The organism is Verrucomicrobium spinosum DSM 4136 = JCM 18804, assembly GCF_000172155.1.
In the GTDB taxonomy this organism is placed as follows: Bacteria; Verrucomicrobiota; Verrucomicrobiia; order Verrucomicrobiales; family Verrucomicrobiaceae; genus Verrucomicrobium; species Verrucomicrobium spinosum.
In genome coordinates this window covers 1,630,964-1,653,603 of the sequence record NZ_ABIZ01000001.1, presented here as the reverse complement: position 1 = coordinate 1,653,603, position 22,640 = coordinate 1,630,964, and the positions used below count along the sequence as shown (strand labels likewise).

Here is a 22,640-nt window from a genome sequence, read left to right as displayed (position 1 = left end):
GGAAACTCCTCACCCGCCCCCGGGTCTTCTTTTTAGAGACTTACTTTGAAACCGCCTGGGTGAGCATGAATTCAGCGATCTTGGTGAGATCTGCATCCGAGAGATGCGCAAAGGGCGGCATGGGCGGGTAGTCTGGGCGTTTCTTGCCCGGCGCCTTGGCCCAGGCAACGATGCCGGCAGGATTGCCAGCGTAGATCTGGGCGATCTCTGCCAGCGGCGGCCCCACCAGACGGATGGCAGGCGCGTGACATGCCGCACAAGAGGCAAAGAGCTGCTCGCCCGTCTGCGCCTTCGCCGGGCCTGCGCCGGCAGCCTGCTGGGCATTGAAGGCGGCCAGGGCGGTCTCGTACTCCTGGGTTCGATGTTTTACTTCCGCCTTGTGGGAGGCCAGGGCGGCCTCCCGGTAGATGTGCCGCCCACTGCCCATGCCCAGCACCACAAAGCTGAACAAGATGCAGATGCCCACATAGCGCCGGCCCACCTGGCCGTCCGGAGCCCCCACCTCCTTTGCCAGTTGATGCAGCACCACCAGCCCCAGCAGTGCCCCTGCACCAATGACCCCGTAGAGCGTGTGGGTGATGCCCACCGGAGGCAGGGTGAAGAGCAACAAGGGACCCGCGAGGAACTGCGCGGCCGTCGGCACCAGCGCGGCCCGGTAGAACGTGCGCCGCAGGTCATCCCGGCTGAATCCCTGAGGCAGAGCACCTGCCGCACCAGCCCTGCCAAACCACCCCACCATAAACAGGGAAGCCAGCGCCACAGAGGCGAGCAGGAAGTGCAGATAGCGGGGAAAGACATTCCCGATCTGCAGGCTCGAGAAGAAGCCGCGCACTTTCTCCCACTCACTGGGGAAGAGCATGAGGTTGACGTTGGCCAGGAAGATGAGCGGGATGAACAAGAAGTGCAGGGCCATGAGCACGCCCACCGCGAGGTGCAGCTTCTTCCTCCATCCGTGATCCCAGGCATGCCAGGTGTACTTGTGCAAATAAGCCAGCAGGAAGGCGCTGATGACCGTGGGCACAATGAGAAGCCAGGCATGTCCGGTCAGCGCATTGGCCCCGTACCACTGCACCGTGTACACCAGGTTGATGCAGAGCAACGGGCCAATGCCCAGCACCACGGCGAGGCTCTTGTTCACCGTCACCGTTTTGGCCACCTCATAGGCCAGGCCGTCCCACTTCTTGCGGCGCAGACCGAGATACTCGAAAAACACCACCATGAAGGAACCACCCACCATGAGGTTCACAAAAAAGATGTGCAACAAGAAGAAGAGCACCAGCAGCCCCTTCAGCACCGCCTCAGGCACGGGCAGTGGCAGAGGCAGGTCCCGGGGCACGGGCACGGCTGCAAGGAACTGGGCAACAGCGGTATAAGACAGGGTCATGGAATAGGGAGAGAGAAGATGAGTCAGAGTTTCTGCTGGGCTACACGCGTCCCGGCGTCCGGCTGGGGCAGCCTGATGCCGGCGCTCTGCGCGCCTTCGAGGGACCGGGGTTCCGCACGCAGTTTTTGCAGATAGGCGACCAGCGCCTCCGCTTCCTCAGGAGTGCCGGGGAAAGGCGGCATGAACGTGCGGGACTGGTGCATGTTGGCCATGAAGGCCTTCATCGCTCCGTCGTCCCATGGCTTGTCAGCCCCGTACATGATGGCAAATTTTTCCAGCACGCCATTGAGCCCCGTGGTGCTGTGGCAGCGGGAGCAGGCGATCATGAAGACATCCTGGCCCGCCTCCACCTTGTTCTCCGGCGTCACGGTCCGGTGGGCCACATAGGTGGCATGCTTCAGCATTCCTTCGTGCTGGAGAAATGCCAGCTCATCCTTTCGCACCCCGTTGGAGTAAAGATATTCCCCGATCACCCACGGCTTGCGCATGAACTCACGCGCCCGCTCGAAATGACCGAGCATCCAGATGCCCATGAAACTGGGCAGGAGCAGCGCCCACCGGGGTACCATCTCTGAGAACGACAGGCCTGCGACAGCCACCACCAGGAACGAAACAAGCGTCCACCCAAGCAGGGCGGAAAACTGGTCATGCCAGCTCATGAACTGCTGGGAGAGCAGGGCCACCGCACTGTTGGCCTTCATCACATCCGGCACACTCTGCCAGTACCACAGGCCAAAGAGCAACGTCATCAGGAGCCCCACCATGGTGAAGTGGGAAAGGCGGTACACCAGCCAGGTGCGCAGCTCCCGCTGCCCCTTCGTGAAGAAGAAGGAGGAAAACCACACAAACACCGCCCCGGTCATGAGCGCAAAGAAGGTGCGGAACCCAAGCTGCGGCAGGTAGAGAGGGTTCACCATCGCGTCCAGGAACGCCCTGGTCTGGCTCCACTCCCCGGGCTTCATCATGAAGCCCAGAACCGCCACAATAAGAGCCATGGTGAACCAGGACATGACACTCAGCGCGACACCGATCTTGATGTGCCGGCGCTTCTTCTCAGGGGTGTTTGCCTGCTTCCAGCTCAGGAACCACCACATGATGAGACCCACCTCGCTGATGAAGACCAGCCACTCCGCAAACCATCCCCAAAAGAACACTCTGAGCAGGCTGCCAATCGCAAACGGGGCAAACAAGGAGGTGGACACCCAGATGCCCACGCCCGTCAGCGCGCCCACCGTCGTCGTCACAATAAACACGACTGAGGTGACGCGGTAGGCCAGGCGGTCAATATCCGGCCGCTGGTGTTTGTGGGCCCACCACTCCATCCAGGTGAGGATGGGATATGCCCCCACGGCAAGCGGGTGGTTGATGAGAACATGAAGCGAGGCGATCAGGCCGATGATCAATCGCCCCCCCGCCACGTGATCCAGATAGTAGGGTGGAAAGTCCATCCTGCAAGGTTCACGGAAAGCATCACAACGTAAAGGTGGCGAAATGTCGCACTGGAACAGTCGTGGTTCGATGAAACCTGAACGCACGACAACGGCTGCACCCCATTTCCGGGGTGCAGCCGCATGCCCAAACGCGCCGGCAAACTGCCGCCGGCGCAAACTGATGATGACAAAGGGCGGGGGTTCCGTCAGAACGCCCACTGCCAGCCCGCATAGAGCGTCCAGTCCCGCTCCAGTTGCACGCCGTTCAAGTCCTGATAGACCGGCCACAGGCACTCGACCGCAAGGCGCTGGTTCTTCAGCGGCCCGTTGGGCACGCGGAAGTTCATGCCCACGCCGAGATCAACCGAGTCACCGCCGTAGTTGCCCTGGAAATCAGGCGGGGATGAATGGTTGTGCGGCCCGTTGTAATGCCCTCTAATCACCCCTTCGTGGCGATAGACGGCCCTGCCGCTTACGCTGACCCAGTCATTGAGCTTCACGGCCGACCAGGCTGTCACCTGGTGCACGTTGCCAAAACGGAAGCCGCTGTCATTCTCCTCCTCCAGACGGAGCACAGCGGAATACTGCGCCCCCCAGGAGAGGCGGTCGGCCTGGCCGAGGTAGGTGATGCCCGGCAACAGGTCCCAGGTGCCGGAGCCCAGTTGCATGCCATAGTGGGTGTAGGTATCGCCCATTTTGATGCCGTCGTCCCCGGTTGGGGCGCTGATGCCGAGCTGCAGATGGGCGGACTGCCGGTTGGCATTGAACAGGCGCACCATCGTCGTGAAGCTGGTGTCGCTCCAGCCGCTCACGGAGTGGCTGCTGTACGTCCTGTGGGTGGATGCGCCATGGGCGTCACCATGGCCGGCTCCATGCCCGCCGTGGTGGGCGGCCCCGTACATGTCCATGTCCATCTCCATGTAGTTTCCCATGACCATGAAGGTCAGGTAATCTGTGGGTGCATACATGAGCTCCAGCATGTGCATCTGCATGTCCATCTCCAGCGGGGCCACCGCATAGTGGTCACCGTTGGGGGCGTGGGTGTGGAAGAGTGCATTCGTGGAGAGAGAGTCATCCCCCTGCCGCAGCCCCTCGCTGTGCTGCAACATGTAGCGATAGCCCAACATCCATTCACCCGCGTGGTGCATGTGATCAGCCATGACGCCAATCGGCGCGTGCCCGTCCGGGCGGGCGGCGGTCCAGTCTTTTTCTTCCGTTGCGGCCGGCGTGATGACCGCCTTGCCAGAGTCAGCAGCGGAGGGGACCCCTGCCGCTGCGGAATGGATGCCACAGGCCAGAGCCAGCGCTGCGATTCCATGTCGCTTTGTCTTTTTCATTTGAGGATGTTCTGAGTTGTTTGGTTGTTTGTCTGGTTGGTTCTTGCGCCGGGCTTCAGGAGAGCCGCCCGGCACAAATTCTTCCGCCTTCACGGCATCACGGCTTGCGGCTGAACTGCAGGATGGTGAACTCCTTGGCCGACGTCCCCAGGGCGGCGATGGCAGCCTCCTTCGTAAGTCCAGGGGAGGTGGAGAGCACCTGCAACGCCTGCACGCCCAGCTCTTCTGCGGCGGTGATCTTGACCTTGGACACTCCATCCAGCCTGCCCAGCGCCGCCTTGACCTTGGCAGAGCAGGCGCTGCAATAGACACCGGAGATCCGGCCTTCATAGATGTAAACAGGCTTCTCCCCGGCGCGCAGCCCACCCTGCGGCAGCAGGGCCAGGACGATCATCCATGCGGCGAGGAGCCAATGGCTTGTGGACGCCAACGGGCGGGAGAGGGTGAGTTTGGTTTGGGTGTTCATGGCAGGGATCAGGTTTTCAGGTTCAGGGGCGGATGATGACGTGGGGCAGACAGGCGGGTTAAAGGTCTGGGTCGTCCAGGAGGCGGCTCACATCCTCCGCCAGACGCTCACAGATGAGGGAGGCTATCTCCGGCTGGGGATGGAAGACTTCGTAATAACCGCGAACCCAACCTTTGCGATCCACCAGCACGATGCGCAGGTCATGCGCATACAAGTCCAGCGGGTTGAGCCGTTCATCCGGCGGGATGGGCACCGGCGGAGCCATGCCCAGCCCCTTGCTCATGAAATCCCAGAGCGCAGACTGGCGCCCGGTGAGGAACCACCACGACGAGGACTGCCCGGCCCCCATGCCTTCAGCAAAGGCGGTGAGCAGCTCGGGGGTGTCACGATCCGGCACCACAGTGATGGAGACCTGTTGGAAGTCCGGGCGGTTGCCGTGAGCCTCATGCAGTTTTTTCATCTGCCCCATCACGGCGGCACACCCATGCGGACACACGGTGTAGAGGCAGGCAAACAGGCGCACCTTGCCGTCCAGCGAGGCGGAGCTCACCTCCCTGCCATCACGCTCGACCGCCTGCAAGGTCTCCGCCACCCGCAGATAGCGGGGCAGAGGCTCGGAAGCACGGGTTCCGCGCTGCAGCGTACGATTCATCCACCAGAAGATGCCTGCCAGCAGGGCGCAAAGGCAGACGATGGCGGTCCAGAACTTCCATGGGCGGAAGGGAACGCTCTGCGGACCGGTGGTGGGGGACAATTCAGGCTTGTTCATGGGTGGTCGTCCTGGGCAAGGGTGGCTGCCGCACCCCCAAAGGTTCGATGAAATGCATCACGTGTCCACGGCTCCCGCCGCCCCCCGGCGCGCCCGCGCCAGGAGGCAACGGCGTCCGGGGACACCTCGGAGCCGGCACCGCAGAGGCCGACGCGCACAAAAGTGAGCGCCTCGGCAATCTGAGCATCATTCAACCACGCCCCCATGGCGGGCATGACCCGGGCCCCTCCCGGGGCCTGGGGATTCGCAAGGCTGCACCCCTGCAACACCACCGCGATGCTCCACCCGGTGGAGTTGGCTTCCCTCATACGGCGCGCCGGAAAGGGCCCCACCCACGGCGGCACGCCGCGCCCCTCGGCCCCGTGGCACTGGCAGCACGCTTGATCATAGACGAGGCTGGGCACCAGCGGGTGCAGGGCCCCGGGCCTGCCGTCCTGATCCTCCGGCAGCGGGGCATGGGCAAACAGCAGCGCCCCCGCCGCGCCCACCAGGAACCAGGCGCGTGAGAAGGATCCCGGTGGAACCTTGAGGTTACTTGACCGGCCCATCGGCTTTGGCAGGGTGGGGCTGGGAGGCAGCGCCATGCACGGCGCCATGCACCTCTGCCTGGGTCCAGAGAGCGGTGCGTTCCTTGAACTTGGCACGCAGCGCCGCCACGCGGGTGGCGGGCACCTCAGAGCCGGCATGGCCCCAGGCGTTGCGCACATAGGTAAGAACCGCGGCGATCTTCGCATCATCCAGCATCGCCCCATGCGGAGGCATGATCATGGGTGAGGAAAACGGCTTGCCGTTCACTTCAATGGGCCCCTGCAATCCACACAGCACGACGGCGATGGCGCAGTCTGCGTCCTCGTTGCAAACCCAGTCGCTGTTGACCAGAGGAGGAAAGACGTTGGGGACGCCCTGGCCAGTCGCCTGGTGGCATGCCATGCAGGAGCCTGCATAGATCTTCTGCCCCTCCGCCATGACCTGCGGATTCACCCCTGCTGCTGCCGCGCCGGGGCCGCCCGCCTGGGCGGCTGGAGCTTCAGACACGAGCGTGGGCGCGCCGGCCCGTCCTTGGTCAGAAGTGCCTTTCGCCGGTGGCGGTGGCTGCGAAGCCCCGGCCAGGCCAAGGCTGTGCTGCAGACCGCCGGCAGCAAGCACCAGCCCGGCGCTGGCCGCGAACAGCGCCACGACAGAGGCAAAAAAGAGAGTGAGCAGATGAATCCACCCTCCTTTTCCCACTCCGGCCTCCCCTTCTGGTTTTTCGTTTGTGCTCATGACGTTACTCCACTGCAATCTTCAGAAGTTCCGCCTCGGTCCAGGGTGAGGTTCGCGCAGCTTCCGCCGTGCGAACGGCTTTCACCTCCGCAGCCGAGACTGCGGAAGCAGTGTTGCCAAAGGCCGTGCGCACGTAGGTGAGGACATTGGCGATCTGTTCATCACTCAGAGTCCCCTGCGGAGGCATGATGGGTGCGGGGGTGGGGAAGGGCTTGCCGTTCACGGAGATGGGCCCGGTGATGCCGTGAATGACCATGCGGATCAGGCGGTCCGGTTTCTTTGCCGAGACCCAGTCCGAGCCCGCAAGCGGCGGGAACATGCCGGGAATCCCTGCTCCTGTGGGCTGGTGGCAGGCAAAGCAGACCATGGAGTACACTTGCTGGCCAGCCTGTTTCTGAGCCTCCAGCGCCGCATCCTGGGCGTGTGAGGCAGCAGTGGCGAGACCAAGGGAAAGGGCGGTCAAACAAGGAACAAGAAAGTTTTTGCAATACATATCAAACTAAGGGCATGAGGGGTTGGATGTAACAAGGAAGGCAGCAATCGGCCATGGACATGATGAGGCCTGGGGCGGAAGAGGCCCGGGCGGTCCAGGGTAACTGAGCACGCACGCCCCTCCGGCCACACACAGAGGCAGACCGGAGAAATGATCGGGCGCGTTAAGAGGGCGTTTCTATCCTGTCTGGCAGTCCACCGCGATGGCGGCATGAAAGGAATGGCGTGAACCATCACTCTTCATGCAGGGACCAGGTCACCAACGACCGCCACATGGCCATGTTGCACCCCTCTGCCCGTGGCAGAAGGCGCGGTCACACCATCTGAGGTTACCGGCTGAGGCCTCGCAAGGATCTGCAAAACAGGAGGTTAGATGCCAGCTCGTGGCGGCGGCGTGGCCGGCCCGGCATCATACTGTGCAGCAAGCTGCCGTGGTTCGGCGAATGCCGCCTGCACCTTGCTTGTGGCCCACGGAGACGCGGGCAGATCCTGTACCACTTTGGAGGCAACCAGCCAGATCGCCGGCTGGTCTGCCTTGGGCAATGAAGCGGGCTTCTGCTGCTCCTCCTGAGCCCGGCCCGCCTTGATCTTGTCACACATGGGGCAGGGATGTTCTCCATTAAAGGTATCCATCACCGCCACCGCCACACCGCGGTCTTGCGAGTAGTCCCGCAACATCTGCGCCCAGGCAATCATCTGCATGACGCCCCAATGCCCGCCCACAAGATGCAGGGCGGCAATCAGGCACAGCAATGATTGCAGAGAACGCTTCACGACAAGTTATGCACCATCATGTGAGGCACTTCCTCCGTCAACCGGAAGTTTGACGCTCCATGCCTTCCAGGAACGCCATGGACAGAGGCGGGTTCTATTCAACTACTAATGGCATAACAGGTGACGAAGGTTGTCTGTCAGGCTGTAGTGCAGGTGACACCGAAATACGGTAGTGCGGTAGTGCGGTGCGACATTTTGCCGCTCTCGACCCGCTGCGCGGGAGACACAAGACTGGAAGACGAAAGACTCAAGACTTGAGTTCTGACCATGTGAGGTCGCTACGGGCGTAGTCCGGTTGTTCTGACCGGCTCACTCACCAAGCGTCCCTTGATCCCCTTCCCGCTCCGCTCACCCAACAGACCGCGGGGCCGGAGACCCCGCCTCCTGTATTCCGCGGCCATGCCACCTTGTGGTTTGATCGTAAGTAAAGGAGGCGGGGGTTCCCAGCCCCGCTCACGCACCAAACGTCCCACGATCCCCCCCCCCGCTCCGCCCACACCACAGACCGCGGGGCCGGAGACCCCGCCTCCTTTAACCCGCGGCCAAGTCACCTCGTCGCTTGTTCGTGGGTACAGGAGGCGGGGGTTCCCAGCCCCGCTCACACACCAAGCGTCCCTTGATCCGCTCCCCCGCTCCGCCCACCCCACAGACCGCGGGGCCGGAGACCCCGCCTCCTTTACCCTGCGGCCATGCCACCTTGTGGTTTGATCGTTGAAGTTTGAAGTTTGCCATTTCAAGCCTCCCTCTCACCAACTCCTAGAACCGATACGTCACCCTCAACCGAAACGTCCTGGGCTCCGTAGGGTGCAGGTGCACGTCATCATAGCCTTCCGGCCCCTCGTTCCGCAGACGGCTTGTGTAGGAGTACTCGATGTCATTGTCCTCCCGGTCGAAGAGGTTGAGACACTCCACCGCCGCCTCCCAGTTGGCCTTGCGATAACCCACCCCGGCATTCACCAAGAAGCTGGACTTGCCTTTCACGCTGTTGTCCTCAATGAGGGGACGGCGGTCAAAGGCCCGTGCCCGCAGGGTGGCGAAGAAACCTTCGTCTTCCGCATGCGCGCCGAGCGTCATCCCGCCGCTGAACATGAAGGGAATGCTCCCCGGGATGTGGTCTTCATCACCAGCGTCTGTGAAGCGTGCGTGGGTGATCGCGATCTCCGCATCCAGACTGAACCAGCGCACCGGACGCCAGTAGTTGGCAAACTCAATGCCATACCGCCGGGACCCGGGACCCGCCTCATTGGCACCGGCATCGCCAATGTACACGAGCTCGCTATCGCTCTCCAGCCAGAAGAGGGCCAGCGTGCTGGTGAGGTGCGGCACCACCTGGGTGCGCACGCCGATCTCTCCCCCCATCGTACGGACCAGCGGATCCACCTTGTTCACGCGATCCCCACTGTTGGGATCCACCACCGTGTTCACCCCACGCGCATCGTTGCTGTGGAAGCCCATGCCGTAGTTGAGATAGAGCTCCGTCTCCTGCCACGGGCCGAAGATGGCGCTGAATTTCGGGCTGACGATGCCGTCCCACTCAGAGCCTTCGTTGGCCGCCAGGGTGCTCTGTGAGGTGTCGAAGTAGAACACATCCCCGCGCACGCCGATGTTCGTGCGGAACCAGTCCGTCCAGCGGGCGGTGCTGTCTGCGTACACGCTGTAGCTGCTCTCATACACCTCGTCCTCCCGCACCGTGGCAAATCGCCGGCGCGCCTCCGTGCGATAGAGGCCGATGGGGTCGATCAGATCATGCCGCGTCTGGAAGCCAAGCGTATAGTCCGCCGGAGTGCCAAAGAACTCCTGGTTCTTCCAAGTGCGGGCCAGATTGCCGCCGATGATCCACCGCTCTTCCTTCTGCTGGAACTGATCCCCGCGATCCGGATAGTCGAGGAAATAAGTAAAGTTCGAGTACAGGTCCAGATCATAGTGGATGCCGTACACATTCCCGGTGGTGACGACATCGCCCTCCGTCGTCTGGAAGGCCAGATTCAAACTGTAGCGCTGGGAGTGTCCACCCGTCGTCGGATCCACAGTGCCAAGCCGGTCAATCCGGCCGTCCTTCACGGCCCTCTGGGGGATCTGGTCACTGGAGCGCCACTCACCGTGGTAGCCCATGAGCGTGGCGGTGAACCAGTTGTCTTCATCACCTTTGAAATAACGCAGCAGCCCGTTCCAGCGCTCAAAGTCCTCCGGGAGCACCCAGGGGCCATCATAGGTGTTGTACTCCAGTGCATACGTCAGGCTCTCCGTCACGTCGGGGTCCACCGGAGCCACGGGCTGCGGGTTTTTCCCGGCATTCTTGGCGTTCACCACCCCACCATCCGCCGGAGCCACAGGTGTATCCAGGCGGATGGAGCCGGCAATGAGGCCGCGGTAGTAGTTGTCCTCCCCAATCTCAAAGGTGGCCTGGTTGCGTTCCAGATGTTTGAAGAGGAGGAAGTTCGCACCGCCCGCGGTGGAGAGATCTCCGTTGGCGGCGGTGTAGGTACCCTTCACATAGTCCAGACGCTCCACCAGCTCCGGAATCACGCCGTTGAGATCCGTATAACCCTGGCCATGGGCATGAGTGCGCATGTTCAGCGGCATCCCATCCAGACTGGTGGCGAAGTCTGTGCCGTGGTCCAGATTGTAGCCGCGCAGGAAATACTGGTTGGCCTTCCCGCCACCAGCATGCTGGGTGATGATGACGCCGGGTATGGTCTCCAGAATCTCGCCCCGGCGCAGGATCGGGCGACTCAGCAGATCTTCTGAACTGGCACGACCTTCAGAAGCCGCTGGCGCGGCCCCCAGGAGATCTTCCGCTTTGCCGACCACCGTGACGGCGTCGAGTTCGGTGGGGGCTTCCTGTCCTGCCAAGGGGGCCGCGATGGCCACTGCCAGGGATGATGCGATAACAAATCGAGAATGGATGGAAAGTGACATGGGAGAATGAGTGGATGCGTTGTCCGGGCGCGTGTGCCCGGTCATCGGTCGCGAGAGGGTCTGCCTGCACAAAGGCGAGGCCAGGGCGGGGAACGAGATTCCAATGCGCCGTCAGTCAGCAGGGCGCTTCACTGCCATGGGGGGGGCGTAGAACCCGCCCTTTCACGAGGGCAGGGCACTGTCACGCACTCTTCCAGCCCCTCCGCAGAAGGAGGTGGCATTCAGCAAAAAAGCACCGATCACCGACGGTTCACCGGCGGGGAATGTCACGCGCATCGTGGCGGTGGCAGGGGCGGCGCATGAGGCCAGGCCGAGATCAGGGGGCGCACCCAGAGGTGGGGGCCGTCGCAGGGCATAGGCGGATCCTCAGGGAGCGTGACGCCCACCCACAGGAGCCCGAGCAGCTTGCCACCGGGATCTTTGACCACGGGCACGGGATCTTTCTTCCCAGAGGGGAGCTGGCCGTAGGAGGCACCGCTCAAGGCAGAGGCCACCTTTTGCCACTCCGCGCTCTGGCTGGCCTTCACCACCCCGACGGTCAGGCCGTGCTCCGCAGTCTGGTGAACCACCATCCTGCTGAAGAAGACCACCGCCAGTATGACCAGCGGCCCACCTACGAGCTGAAACAGCGCGAGCAGATAAAGATGCCGGATGCTGGGACGGAAGGGAGGCATGAAACGTAACACAGAAGGTGAGCGGTGCCTGCCGCCCATCAGGTGGGTGGATTCTCCTCCACCCGGCTTCAAGGTGCAATCTCAATTTGCCGCCGGGTGGCTGCTCACGTTACATTACCGGTCCATCCATGTCTTTTTCCCGCGAGAAACCCGACCTCAACGCCAGGCTTCATGATGTGCCCCACCTGCCGGGCATCTATGTCATGCGCGACCGCCTGAACCGGGTGATCTACGTGGGCAAGGCCCGTGACCTGCGCAAGCGGCTGAGCAGCTACTTCATGCCCTCCCGCGCACGGAAGGCCGATCTCAAAACGCGGGCGCTCATTGACAGCATCTGGGACTTTGAAACCCAGCTCGTGCGCAATGAGCCGGAGGCCCTCCTGCTGGAAGGTCGCCTCATCAAGGACTTCCGCCCCAAGTACAACATCAGCTTCCGCGACGACAAGCGCTTCCTCCTGGTGAAGGTGCAGATGGCGGAGCCGTTTCCCCGGTTCACGCTCACGCGGTTGAAGAAGGACGACGGTGCCCGGTACTTTGGGCCCTTTGCCCACTCGGGAGCACTGCGCACTACGCTGAACTGGATGAACCGGGAGTTCGGCCTGCGCGTCTGCCGCCCGCTGAATCCGGATGAAGACGACTACAAGCACTGCAACAACGACATCATCAAGAAGTGCTCCGCCCCGTGCATCGGCCGGGTGACGCAGGAGGAGTACCGCGCCCGGATTGACCGCGCGTGTGAATTCCTCGAAGGCAAATCACGCGACCTCGTCACCGCTCTGGAGGAGGAGATGAAGAAGGCGGCCGCCCGGCTCGACTTCGAGAAAGCCGCCGAGCTGCGCGACATGATCGAGGACTTCAAGAAGACGCTGCGCCCCACGCGCACCTTTGAGCGCGGGGCCCGCACCCGCATCTCCAGCACCATCGATCCCATGCGTGATGTGGCCGAGCTTCAAGAGTATCTGGGCCTGGAGGAGCCCCCGCTGGTGATGGAGTGCTTTGACATCGCCAACATCGGCACCGCCCACTGCGTGGCCAGCATGGTCCGATTTAAGAACGGCGCGCCGGACAACGCCAACTACCGCCGCTACCGCATCCGCATCGTCAGCGGGCAGAACGACTTCGCCGCCATGAGCGAGGTGGTGCGCCGTCGCTACTCCCGCATTCTGCTGGAGGGCCGGGCCGCGCTGGGTGAAGACGCCGCCGACGTCTCCCAGGAAAACCCGCTGGAGGCCATGCGCCGGCTGGAGGAGGAAAAGCCCAAGGGCGTGGGCCCCAAGTTTGTCACCCTGCCCAATCTCATCATCGTGGACGGCGGCAAGGGACAGCTCTCCTCCGCCACGAAGGAGCTCCAACGCCTGGGCCTGCATGAGGTGCCCATCATCGGGCTGGCCAAGGAGAATGAGGAAGTCTATCGCCCCGATGTGGAGCAACCGCTGCTGATCCCACATGATCGCGGTGCGCTGAAGCTGCTGCAGCGCATCCGCGATGAAGCCCACCGCTGGGCCAACGGCTACCACCAGTTGCTGCTCGGCCGCCGGGTCGAGGAAAGCATCCTGGATGACTGCCCGGGGGTGAGCCAGACCAGGAAGGCCAACCTGCTGCGGCACTTCGGCTCCGTGACGAGATTGCGCAAGGCGACCGTGGAAGAGATCGCCAAGGTTCAAGGAATCGGCAAGGGCCTGGCCGAGGAGATCGAGCGGTTCCTGAGGGAGCGCGGGTGAGGTGTCGCTTCCAACATCGCGACAGCGCACAGGCTGACGACGGCGGCAATGGCCAGTGGAGTCATACCCTCTGCCAAGGCGCGACCTCCGACGGTCGTAGTTGTCGACGTGAGGAGGCACTCACTGAAGCGTCTGCGACGTGATTCACGCAACGGTCTTCCGCATACCCAGCGACTCGCTCCCGCTCCAGCGCAGACCTTGGCCCCTTGGTCCTCTTTCCTGCCACAGCGTGATAGACGGGGAAATTTTGTGCCTGCCAAGGAACCTGAGGAACGCACGGTCTGACAGTCCTCAAATGGTCTGTGCCCGGGCAGCTTGGGGAGCGCACGCATCCTGCGTGCTGTTCGCGGCATCTTGCCGCGAACGTCAGTCAACGCACGACATCGTATCCGCCTGACGTGGAGGTGTTGATGGCGGAGGGGAGAAAGCGGATGCTGTCGGCCTTCCCACCTGATCAACATCTCCGGAGGTACCCAGGGTTGACTCGCTTAAGGCTCGTCCAACCGCTGGGCTGTGCTAGAAATCCCCTTCGGGGATTAACTTCGAACTGAGATTGACCTGCCAAAGTTGGTTCCTTGGCAGCCACTCCAAAACGCGCGCGGTTGGTCGGTTCTCCTCACGTCGTCAACTACCGCCAGCTTTGGAGGTGCAATGGCAGAGGGAGCGGCGCTGAAGCTGCTGTTGACGCAGGCAGGCCAAAGCCACTCCGAACAGCCCCCAGCGTCCTGCACCCCAGCGGTTCTTGCTCCCACATCACCCAGCGCTCCCAAGAGCCGGGACGGCTCTTCTACTTTCATCAAGCCTCCCCCCACAAACAAGAAACCCCGGACTTCCAACCGGGGTTTCCTGAAACTTCTCCTGAGCTGGATACTCCCTACAGCTTCCGTTCCGCGATCTCTTCCTGAAGGCCGGTCACGAACTCGCCCAGCGCCTTCACGCCGAGGTCGCCCTTCTTGGAGTGGCGCACGGCGACGGCACCGCTGTTGGCCTCCTTCTCACCGATGACGAGCATGTAGGGGATCTTGTCGATCTGCGCGTTGCGGATCTTGGCACCGATCTTGTCGGACGACTGGTCCAGCACCACGCGCACGCCTTTGGCCTTGAGCTCGTTGAGCACCTCGTTGGCGAAGGCATCGCTCTTCTCACTCACGGTCAGCACGCGCACCTGCTCCGGCGCGAGCCAGACGGGGAAGTGGCCTGCGAAGTGCTCGATGAGCACGCCGGTGAAGCGCTCCATGCTGCCGAAGGGCGCACGGTGGATCATCACCGGGCGGTGGGCGGCGTTGTCCGCACCGATGTAGGTGAGGTCAAAACGCACGGGGTTGTTGTAGTCCACCTGCACGGTGCCGAGCTGCCACTCGCGACCGATCACGTCCTTGACCACGAAGTCGATCTTCGGGCCGTAGAAGGCGGCTTCGCCGGGCTCCTCAGTGAAGGGCACACCGAGGGTGCTGGCAGCCTTGCGGCAGGAGGCCTCGGCCTTGTCCCAGCTTTCGGCAGTGCCCGTGTACTTGTTGCTGTCCGGGTCACGCAGCCCCACGCGCACGCGGTAGTCTGACATGCCCAGAGTGGTGAGCACGGTCTTCACGAGGCTGAGGCAGCCCATGATCTCCTGCTCCACCTGGTCTTCCGTGCAGAAGAGGTGCGCATCATCCTGGGTAAAACCACGAACCCGGGTGAGGCCACCCAGCTCGCCGCTCTGCTCCCAGCGATACACGGTGCCGAACTCGGCCAGACGCACCGGCAGATCGCGATAGCTCTTGGGGCTCTGCGCGTAGATGCGGATGTGGTGCGGGCAGTTCATGGGCTTCAGCAGGAAGCCATCCATGAGGTCCTCTTCAGGCATCACCCGGTCTGCGGTGATGGTGTCCTGCCCGGTGCGGGAGTTGATCTCCTCACGCAGCTTCTTGGACACGCCTTCCAGGCGGGCCATCACTTCAGCACAGGAGCAGCCACAGTCGGCCGCCTTGGCGAGCTCGTCGTTCTCCACCACGGGGCTGAACTGGCTCTCCTTGTAGTAGGGGAAGTGGCCGCTGGTCTTGTACAGCTCCAGCTTGCCGATGTGCGGGGTGAAGACCTGCTGGTAGCCCTGCTTGCGCAGCTCTTCGCCAATGAAGTTCTGAAGCTCCTGGCGGATGACCGCGCCCTTGGGCAGCCAGAGAATGAGGCCCTGGCCCACCTTCTCATCGATGGCAAAGAGCTGAAGCTCGCGGCCCAGCTTGCGGTGGTCGCGCTTCTTCGCTTCTTCAAGCTGCTCCAGGTGCTTGGCCAGCTCTTCACTGGAGGGGAAAGCGGTGCCATAGAGGCGCTGAAGCTGCGGCTTCGACTCATCGCCCATGTAGTAGGCGCTGGCGATGGACATGAGCTTCACGTTCTTGCACTTGGAGGTGTAGTTCACGTGAGGTCCGGCACACAGGTCCAGGAACTCCCCGTTCTGGTAGCAGGAGATTTCCTCCCCTTCCGGAATCTTGGCAATGAGGTCGAGCTTGAACTGGGAGGCATTGCCCGGACGCTCACTGAGCCCGCCCAGACGGCCGCTCTCTGCCAGGGCGATGGCTTCCTCACGGGAGAGCACGCGCTTTTCGAACTTCTGGTTCTCCTTCGCGATCTTCTTCATCTCCGCCTCGATCTTCTCGAAGTCGTCAGGAGTGATGCGATGCTTGAGGTCGAAGTCGTAGTAGAACCCGCTCTCCACCGGCGGACCGTAGGCAAACTGCGCGTCGGGCCAGATCCGCAGGATGGCTGTCGCCATGATGTGAGCGCAGGAGTGACGCAGGCGCTCCAGGTCGGACATCTGGGCGCGTTCTTCGAGGGTCTTGCGTTCGGCTGACATAAAATTGAGGTAGTCGGCCAGTTTCGCGCATCACGGGGAATCAGCAAGCTGGAGCGCCAGAATTGTGCTCCACCGCTCTGGTGAAAGTGGCCGACCCTCTCCCGGGCTCGCGGATTCGTTTGCGCAACCGGGTCTTTTTTGCTTAAGGAACCCATGGATTGGCATTATGAAAAGGATGGCAGCTCAGCAGGTCCCGTGAGCGAGGCGCAACTGCAGGCGATGAGGGCAAGTGGGGAAATCAATGGCCACACCCGGGTCTGGAAGGCGGGCTGGCCGGACTGGCAGCAGGCGTCCCAAGTATGGCCCGACGAGCAACCAGCCACGGCTCAGGGACTGGTCGCGCCCTGTTCGGAGTGCAACCGGTTCTACCCTGCGTCTGAACTGATGCGAATCGACAACGTGGAGGTGTGCCCCACCTGCAAGCCGACCGTGATCGACAAGCTCCGCCAGGGCGTCACCCTGGGGGCCGGGCCATGGCAGGATGGGAAGCAGATGGTCGTCATGAAGGACACACCGCTGCCGGACAAGTGCTTCAAATGCGGTGCCCCGCCGGTGAAGGTGGTGAAGAAAACCCTCACCTGGCACCATCCTCTCATCTACCTCGCCATCCTCCCCGGCATGCTGATCTACATCATCGTCGCTCTCTGCGTGCGGAAGACGGCCAAGGTGGCCATCCCCCTGTGCCGGGACTGCAAACGCGCCCGGACCCGCAAGCTCGCGCTGACCTGGCTTGGATCGCTATCCGGCCTGGGGCTGATTTTCTGGGGCATCGCCCTGGGGCAGACCGATCCCAGCCTGACAGGCATTTTCGCCATCTCCGGTGCCATCCTCCTCCTCGCCAGTCTCCTCTGGGTCGCTCTGGCCCAGACCGTGGTGCCCAAGAAGATCGACAAGACCCACGCCTGGCTCGCCAAGGGAGCACACTCCGTCTTGGAAACCCTGCCCCAATGGCGCGGCTAAGACGCTGGTGTGAGTTTTCGGCAGAGAATCTTGCGTTAATTCAGTCTTGCACTTGACGTTGCGTATTCCTGACCGAGACTCCGCCCTCAACTTTTTCGGGGCGTAGCTTAGCCTGGTAGAGCGCGTGGTTTGGGACCACGAGGCCGGAGGTTCGAATCCTCTCGCCCCGACCATTTCTTTTTGATCTTGGGTGCCGTATTCATGGCAGAGTTGAGCCCCCTCCTCACTTCTCTGCCCCAGTCCATGTCCGCACTCCACGCTACTGTCCTGACTGCCTTTAAAAACAAGGGTTGGGCCTACCGGGAAGTATCAGAGATGGAGGTGGTGGAATCCAACTTCGAGGCCTACCACACCAAGGTCCCCGTGCATGTGCAGAGCTACGGCGAGATGCACGTGCTGGGCGTGGTGGCCACGGCCTCCGTCAACGTGCCCCATACGCACAAGAGCCGCGCCGCAGAGCTGCTCATGCGCGTGAACCGCGACCTGAACCTGGGCAACTTCGAGCTCGACTGGGATCAGGGCACGGTCGTCTTCCGCCAGGGGCAGGTGTTCTCCAAGCACCGCTACGATGAGAGCATCATCATCAATCTGGTGCACAACGCCATCGCCGAGATGGACCGCATGACGCCGTACCTGGCGGAACTGTGCAAATCCACAGCCGCCATGCTGCCGCTGCTGGATCTGCAACAGCTCCTCCGCCGGGAGGACCTGCTGCCCGTGGTGCCAGAGGATGATGAGGATGAAGAGAAGCCTTTGCAGGCTTGATTTTAGGGCTCAAAAAAGGGTATTGGTTGCTCCATCCTGCCCGCCATGAGCCACCCCCGCTACTTCCTCCCAGACCACCCGGCTCTGACGGAAGTCTATAGCAAGGCGGATCTCCGCGCGATGCTCCAGAGCGGGGAGCTCAGCCGCAGTGAGATCGTGGTGGATGATGAGACGGGGCTGGGCCATCTGCTGGGTGACCTGCTCGCCGCCCCCTATCCCGATGTGACCGGGACGCCGATGCTGACGACCACCGGCTCCCGGCCCCGCCCCCCTCTCAAACAGGAATTCCGCGCTGACACGCCCCTCACCCGATCCCTGCCGCCCGAGAACGTGCGGCTTCACAAGGACGCGGATGACCGGGACGACGATGATGAAGGGGACGATGGCTTCGACGATGAGCCTCCCGCTGAGGACTGTGAGGAGGACGAAGATGACCTTGATGAGCGGGATCTCTTTTCCTACTCCAGACCGGTCAGCCGGCAGACCCCGCCTCAACCGCTGTCCCATCGCCCGGCCGGTCTGGATGACGAGCCGGAGGACCTTTTCCTAGAACCCCGCCTCTCTCCTCCAGCCCCGGTCCTGCCCACTTCACCTTCGCTACAGGCGGAGGAGTTCAGCCCCCCGGCGGGCCCCACCCTGCCCTCCCGCGGTGGCGAGGAGATCCTCTTTCTGGGGCACCCCAGCTGGTTCGCCTATCCCAAGTCTCTGGCGGTTTCGTTTGCCTGCCTGGGCGGTGCGGCCTTCTGCATCACCCAGCAGTACGGGCTGGAGTGGATCGTCCTGCTCGGTTCCATCGCCGCGCTCATCCTGGTCTTCGTCTCTCTGGACCGCACCACCACCACCTACTTCGTGACCACGCGGCGTGTGGAGATGGAGTTCGGGCTGGTGGGCAGGAACTCAAAGGAGGTGCGCATCGCGGACATTCGCGCCATCGACGTGCGGCAAAAAAGTTACGCAGCCCTCCTTGGCATCGGCAATGTGGACTTCGACTCTTCCGCCAGCCCGGGTGCGGAGGTGCGCTTCAAGGACGTGCGCCGTCCGCATGACATCAAGCAGCTCGTCCGCCAGCTCCAGGGTTGAGCTCAGCCTCCAGCCGGGCGGGGCGCTCACACCGGCAGCCTCTGACCGCCGCGAAGAGAGAGTTTTCGCAATTTTTTCCAAGATCCGGTCCGCCCTGCCGTCATGCCCGCTGAACATCTCATGAGCCAACGTGACCCTGATCATGCGTTCCTCCTCGCCGCGCTCGAACGTTACGAGCGCCCCGTCATTCGCTATGCGTTTGGCATCGTGGGAGAGATCAACCAGGCTCGCGACATCGCCCAGGATGTCTTCATCAAGCTGAGCCAGTCGCTGGCCACGCTGGATCGCGAGCGCCTGGCCCCGTGGCTTTTCACGGTGTGCCGCAACCGCGCTCTGGATCACCAGCGCAAACATCAACGTCTTGTTCCCATGGACCTCGAAGTTCTCGACCAGGAATCTGCCAACACTCCCCTGCCCTCGGCGGAGCTGGAGCAGAAGGAGCTGGCGCAGCAGTTGCGCCAGTGGCTGCACCAGCTGCCCGAGAAACAAAGGGAGGCCGTCCGCCTCAAATTCGAGGCCGACCTCAGCTACAAGGAGATCAGCGAGGCCCTCAAGACCAGCGTGGGCAACGTCGGAACCCTCATCCACCTCGGAGTGGCCAATCTCCGCGAACGCTGGCTCGCCCTGAATGCCTGAGGCGAACCTTCACCCCCCCTTTTTTTTCCGCCATGAACGAAAAACTCACTGCCTACGCGCTCAATGAACTGCCTCCGGACGAACGGGCAGCTCTGGAGCAGCAGATGACCCTGGATCCCGCCCTGCGCGAGGAAGCCGAAGCCATGAAGGTCTTTTGCAGCCTCCTCAAGGAGCAAGTGGGGGAGAACGCTGGTCCATCCGCTCCCGAGCAAGAGGAGCTGACCGGCGATCAACGCAGCCAGGTGCTCAAGGCATTCCTCAACACGCCTCGCAAAGTCGTGCGCCCCCCGTTCTGGAAGCGGGCCGAGTTCATCTCCACGGCCATCGCTGCGGGCCTGGCCCTGACGCTGCTGGTCCCCAGCGGCGTGCTCATTGAGCGCAGGCAGGACATGCCGGAAGCGGCTGCCCGGTCGAATGCGTCCGAGGGAATCACCGTGACGCGTGCAGAACCAGCGCCCAAAGAACTGGAAACGACCGTGAAGAAGAAAAATCGCACGCTCCCCGCGGAGGTGCGCTCATCCAGCGTGGCTGGCAAGATCGAGCTCCAGGATGAGCGGTTCAGGGATACTACCAATGCCGAGGGAGAGGACAGAAAGTCTCTCCTGGGCGGTGTCCCGGCAGCCCCGCTGGCACTGCCCACCGCGCCTCCCGCCCCGATCACCGCCCCTCAACTCGTGACCAGCAGCAGCGGGGCAGGAGCTACCAACGGGGCGGGAACCGCTGAAATCAAAATAGAGCAGTCTGGCAAGGGACAACCGATGGCCAGCACCGCGCCTGCCCCAGAGTCGGCCGGGTCCGTGGCCGCGAGCCCCCCGCCCTCTGGCGTTGCGGGCCACATGCTGGATGCCCTGCCCCCGGCACGCACCTTCAAGGCCAGGGAAGCGCAGCTCGCCGAAACGCCCGCAGATCTGATGGAGCGCGCCAAGCAGGCAGCCGCCGCAGTTCCGGCCAAGCCCCTCGCCAAAGCGGCACCCATCACCAGCACCAGCGCCAGCACCAGCGGTGTGACCGCCGCGGGAGCAGCGACCGCTCCCGCAGCACCGTCCAGTCCAGACCCTCTGGCAGCCGCACCCGTCATGCTGGATGCGACCCCTCAACTGGGCACGCCAGCGGAAGGCGCCTCCGCGAGAGCCCGTCAGCCGGCCCAACCGGCTGCAGGTGCAAAGGCGCAACCGGGCGTGACCATCACGACAGGATCAAACTTCTACGTGGGGACCGACAGCACGAAGGCAGACAAAGACGCCGGCCGCACGGGTGACACGACCAGGTTCGGCCGGGGTCTCCCCCCCGAAGTTACTGAACCCCTCCGCCAGAGAGAAAGTGTCTCCGCAGGGGAAACCTACACGCCCATCTACGAGAACCCCTTCATGGCCGTAGCCCAGGAGCCTCTCTCCACCTTCTCCATCGATGTGGACACGGCCTCCTACGCCAATGTCCGCCGCTTCCTCAACAGCGGCCAGCGCCCGCCTGCGGATGCGGTGCGGCTGGAGGAGCTCATCAATTATTTCCCCTATGCCTACGAAGGCCCCACGGATGACAGGCCCTTCGGAGTGCAGGTGGACATGGCCGAAGCCCCCTGGAAACCCGAGCACCGCCTGGCCCGCATCGCCATCAAAGGCCGCGTGAACCAGCAAGAGCGCGCCCCGGCCAACTTTGTCTTCCTGGTGGATGTGTCAGGTTCGATGGACGAGCCAGACAAGCTCCCCCTGGTGAAGCAGTCCCTGCGCATGCTCACGGAGCGCCTTTCCACAAAGGATCGCGTGGCCATCGTCACCTACGCAGGCTCCACCGCCGTCATCTTGCCCTCCACGGCGGGTACGGAGAAGTCCCGGATCATCGAGGCGATTGACGGCCTGGGAGCCGGTGGCTCCACCAACGGCGCTGGCGGCATCCGCCTGGCCTATGAACAGGCGCAGCAGCACTTCCAGAAAGAAGGCGTCAACCGCGTCATCTTGTGCACCGATGGCGACTTCAACGTCGGCATCAGCAGCCCCGGGGAGCTGCAGAAGCTGATCGAGGAGAAAGCCAAGTCCCGGGTGTTCCTCAGCGTGCTGGGCTTCGGCGCCGGCAACCTGAAGGACCGCACCATGGAGACCCTGGCCGACAAGGGTAACGGAAACTACGCCTACATCGACAGCCTCAGCGAGGCCCGCAAGGTCCTGGTGGAGCAGATGAACGCCACCCTCGTGACCATCGCCAAGGATGTGAAGATCCAGGTGGAGTTCAACCCCGCCCAGGTGCAGGCGTATCGTCTGCTCGGCTACGAGAATCGCGTGCTGGCCAAGCAGGACTTCAACAACGACCGCAAGGACGCGGGTGAGATTGGCGAAGGACACACCGTCACCGCCCTCTATGAGATCGTTCCTGCCAACGTGAAGCTCCCCGACGGACGCCCCCTGGTGGATGACCTTAAATACGCCGACACCCCCGCCGCTCCCGCAGCCGTGCCTGCCCAGGCGGCAAAGGCGGGCCCCGCCAGCAACGAGACCATGACCGTGAAGCTCCGCTACAAGCAGCCCCTCGCCGATACCAGCGTGCTCATGGAGGTGCCCGTGGTGGACAAGGAGAAGAAAATGGCCGACGCACCCGGAGACTTCAAGTTCGCCGCCTCCGTCGCAGGGTTTGGGATGATGCTGCGGAATTCGCAACACGCTGGAGAGCTCAACTGGGAACAGATTCGACAGCTTGCCCTCTCCGGCAAAGGCTCCGATGACCTGGGCTATCGCGGTGAATTCCTGCAACTCATCGACAAGGCCCGCGGCATTGTCACCGACCGTCCGCAGTAGGACGAGCGCCCGCCAGAGAGAATCAAAAGACCCCACCCAAAAAACAAACAACCCCGGACCGAGGCGTTCTCTTCACGAGGACGCCCCGGTTTTTTTTGTGGCTGCGTCTGGCGACAACATTCAGCACACGACCGTCACTTGAACAGCGCGAACCCATCCTCAAACCCCCAGTTGATTCCCGCACCGGGGTTGGAGTTCCGCCTTTAGGCGGCTCAGTCGCAGGAGGGAAAAACGTCCACCCCCGACCAACGCTCCATCAACTGAGAACAACCAGCTCACATTCTCCACCCCCTCCAACAGCGCGAACCCATCTCCAATCTTCACCCAAGGTCCGCACCAGGGTTGGAGCAC

At 62.8% G+C, this 22,640-nt stretch carries 18 protein-coding genes and 1 tRNA gene; 7 read left to right on the top strand and 12 right to left on the bottom strand.

Going from position 1 to position 22,640, the window contains the following annotated elements:
* Positions 1-40: 40 nt before the first annotated feature.
* From VSP_RS06550 to VSP_RS06500, 11 genes are all read right to left on the bottom strand, one after another.
* A complete protein-coding gene (locus VSP_RS06550) occupies positions 41-1,384 on the bottom strand; it encodes a c-type cytochrome (protein ID WP_009959544.1) in 1,344 nt (447 codons plus the stop codon).
* Between the two features lie 23 nt (positions 1,385-1,407).
* Positions 1,408-2,832 carry a c-type cytochrome gene (locus tag VSP_RS34175; RefSeq protein WP_009959543.1) on the bottom strand — a complete coding sequence of 475 codons (1,425 nt, stop codon included), beginning with the start codon at positions 2,830-2,832 and terminating at the stop codon, positions 1,408-1,410.
* Between the two features lie 188 nt (positions 2,833-3,020).
* Entirely contained in the window at positions 3,021-4,151 is a 1,131-nt protein-coding gene (locus tag VSP_RS42940) for a hypothetical protein (protein ID WP_198141333.1), read from the bottom strand.
* Between the two features lie 97 nt (positions 4,152-4,248).
* Entirely contained in the window at positions 4,249-4,617 is a 369-nt protein-coding gene (locus VSP_RS06535) for a heavy-metal-associated domain-containing protein (protein WP_009959539.1), read from the bottom strand.
* A gap of 58 nt (positions 4,618-4,675) precedes the next feature.
* Positions 4,676-5,386, bottom strand: a complete 711-nt coding sequence (locus VSP_RS06530) for an SCO family protein (protein ID WP_009959538.1) — start codon at positions 5,384-5,386, stop codon at positions 4,676-4,678.
* Positions 5,383-5,934: a c-type cytochrome gene (locus tag VSP_RS06525; protein WP_009959537.1), complete on the bottom strand. Its 552-nt coding sequence runs from the start codon at positions 5,932-5,934 to the stop codon at positions 5,383-5,385. The genes VSP_RS06530 and VSP_RS06525 overlap by 4 nt, the downstream gene beginning before the upstream one ends.
* Entirely contained in the window at positions 5,918-6,649 is a 732-nt protein-coding gene (locus VSP_RS38990; RefSeq protein WP_009959536.1) for a c-type cytochrome, read from the bottom strand. The genes VSP_RS06525 and VSP_RS38990 overlap by 17 nt, the downstream gene beginning before the upstream one ends.
* Positions 6,650-6,653: 4 nt before the next feature.
* Positions 6,654-7,112, bottom strand: a complete 459-nt coding sequence (locus VSP_RS06515) for a c-type cytochrome (protein WP_029190232.1) — start codon at positions 7,110-7,112, stop codon at positions 6,654-6,656.
* Positions 7,113-7,510: 398 nt separating this feature from the next.
* The gene (locus VSP_RS06510) at positions 7,511-7,915 is read right to left on the bottom strand and encodes a hypothetical protein (RefSeq protein WP_009959534.1); all 405 of its coding nucleotides are present in this window, start codon (positions 7,913-7,915) and stop codon (positions 7,511-7,513) included.
* Between the two features lie 756 nt (positions 7,916-8,671).
* A complete protein-coding gene (locus VSP_RS06505) occupies positions 8,672-10,834 on the bottom strand; it encodes a TonB-dependent receptor (protein WP_009959533.1) in 2,163 nt (720 codons plus the stop codon).
* Between the two features lie 266 nt (positions 10,835-11,100).
* A complete protein-coding gene (locus VSP_RS06500; protein ID WP_009959532.1) occupies positions 11,101-11,508 on the bottom strand; it encodes a hypothetical protein in 408 nt (135 codons plus the stop codon).
* Between the two features lie 128 nt (positions 11,509-11,636).
* On the opposite strand from VSP_RS06500, the gene VSP_RS06495 reads away from it, so the two are divergent.
* Positions 11,637-13,229 (top strand): excinuclease ABC subunit UvrC, encoded by a 1,593-nt coding sequence (locus tag VSP_RS06495; RefSeq protein WP_009959530.1) that lies wholly within the window; start codon positions 11,637-11,639, stop codon positions 13,227-13,229.
* Positions 13,230-14,103: 874 nt separating this feature from the next.
* Here the strand turns inward: VSP_RS06495 and thrS are convergent.
* Positions 14,104-16,062 (bottom strand): threonine--tRNA ligase, encoded by a 1,959-nt coding sequence (gene thrS, locus VSP_RS06490; RefSeq protein ID WP_009959529.1) that lies wholly within the window; start codon positions 16,060-16,062, stop codon positions 14,104-14,106.
* Positions 16,063-16,215: 153 nt separating this feature from the next.
* Here thrS and VSP_RS06485 point away from each other — a divergent pair, with 153 nt between their 5' ends.
* The 6 genes from VSP_RS06485 (at position 16,216) to VSP_RS42935 (ending at position 22,289) form a co-directional block, all read left to right on the top strand.
* The gene (locus tag VSP_RS06485; protein WP_009959528.1) at positions 16,216-17,022 is read left to right on the top strand and encodes a DUF4339 domain-containing protein; all 807 of its coding nucleotides are present in this window, start codon (positions 16,216-16,218) and stop codon (positions 17,020-17,022) included.
* 96 nt (positions 17,023-17,118) lie between these two features.
* Positions 17,119-17,195, top strand: a tRNA-Pro gene (locus VSP_RS06480).
* A gap of 70 nt (positions 17,196-17,265) precedes the next feature.
* Positions 17,266-17,787, top strand: coding sequence for a YbjN domain-containing protein (locus tag VSP_RS40500; protein ID WP_157210766.1), 522 nt, complete (start codon positions 17,266-17,268; stop codon positions 17,785-17,787).
* Between the two features lie 45 nt (positions 17,788-17,832).
* The gene (locus VSP_RS06470; protein WP_009959526.1) at positions 17,833-18,867 is read left to right on the top strand and encodes a PH domain-containing protein; all 1,035 of its coding nucleotides are present in this window, start codon (positions 17,833-17,835) and stop codon (positions 18,865-18,867) included.
* Positions 18,868-18,969: 102 nt separating this feature from the next.
* Positions 18,970-19,503 (top strand): RNA polymerase sigma factor, encoded by a 534-nt coding sequence (locus VSP_RS34160; RefSeq protein WP_009959525.1) that lies wholly within the window; start codon positions 18,970-18,972, stop codon positions 19,501-19,503.
* A 32-nt stretch (positions 19,504-19,535) separates the two neighbouring features.
* Positions 19,536-22,289, top strand: a complete 2,754-nt coding sequence (locus VSP_RS42935; protein ID WP_009959523.1) for a VWA domain-containing protein — start codon at positions 19,536-19,538, stop codon at positions 22,287-22,289.
* The last annotated feature ends 351 nt before the right edge of the window (positions 22,290-22,640 follow it).

Bases quoted from the DNA above. Each gene is read 5' to 3' on its own strand.
- VSP_RS06550 (WP_009959544.1), bottom strand. From the start codon at position 1,384: ATGACCCTGTCTTATACCGCTGTTGCCCAGTTCCTTGCAGCCGTGCCC.
- VSP_RS34175 (WP_009959543.1), bottom strand. From the start codon at position 2,832: ATGGACTTTCCACCCTACTATCTGGATCACGTGGCGGGGGGGCGATTG.
- VSP_RS42940 (WP_198141333.1), bottom strand. From the start codon at position 4,151: ATGAAAAAGACAAAGCGACATGGAATCGCAGCGCTGGCTCTGGCCTGT.
- VSP_RS06535 (WP_009959539.1), bottom strand. From the start codon at position 4,617: ATGAACACCCAAACCAAACTCACCCTCTCCCGCCCGTTGGCGTCCACA.
- VSP_RS06530 (WP_009959538.1), bottom strand. From the start codon at position 5,386: ATGAACAAGCCTGAATTGTCCCCCACCACCGGTCCGCAGAGCGTTCCC.
- VSP_RS06525 (WP_009959537.1), bottom strand. From the start codon at position 5,934: ATGGGCCGGTCAAGTAACCTCAAGGTTCCACCGGGATCCTTCTCACGC.
- VSP_RS38990 (WP_009959536.1), bottom strand. From the start codon at position 6,649: ATGAGCACAAACGAAAAACCAGAAGGGGAGGCCGGAGTGGGAAAAGGA.
- VSP_RS06505 (WP_009959533.1), bottom strand. From the start codon at position 10,834: ATGTCACTTTCCATCCATTCTCGATTTGTTATCGCATCATCCCTGGCA.
- VSP_RS06500 (WP_009959532.1), bottom strand. From the start codon at position 11,508: ATGCCTCCCTTCCGTCCCAGCATCCGGCATCTTTATCTGCTCGCGCTG.
- VSP_RS06495 (WP_009959530.1), top strand. From the start codon at position 11,637: ATGTCTTTTTCCCGCGAGAAACCCGACCTCAACGCCAGGCTTCATGAT.
- thrS (WP_009959529.1), bottom strand. From the start codon at position 16,062: ATGTCAGCCGAACGCAAGACCCTCGAAGAACGCGCCCAGATGTCCGAC.
- VSP_RS06485 (WP_009959528.1), top strand. From the start codon at position 16,216: ATGGATTGGCATTATGAAAAGGATGGCAGCTCAGCAGGTCCCGTGAGC.
- VSP_RS40500 (WP_157210766.1), top strand. From the start codon at position 17,266: ATGTCCGCACTCCACGCTACTGTCCTGACTGCCTTTAAAAACAAGGGT.
- VSP_RS06470 (WP_009959526.1), top strand. From the start codon at position 17,833: ATGAGCCACCCCCGCTACTTCCTCCCAGACCACCCGGCTCTGACGGAA.
- VSP_RS34160 (WP_009959525.1), top strand. From the start codon at position 18,970: ATGCCCGCTGAACATCTCATGAGCCAACGTGACCCTGATCATGCGTTC.
- VSP_RS42935 (WP_009959523.1), top strand. From the start codon at position 19,536: ATGAACGAAAAACTCACTGCCTACGCGCTCAATGAACTGCCTCCGGAC.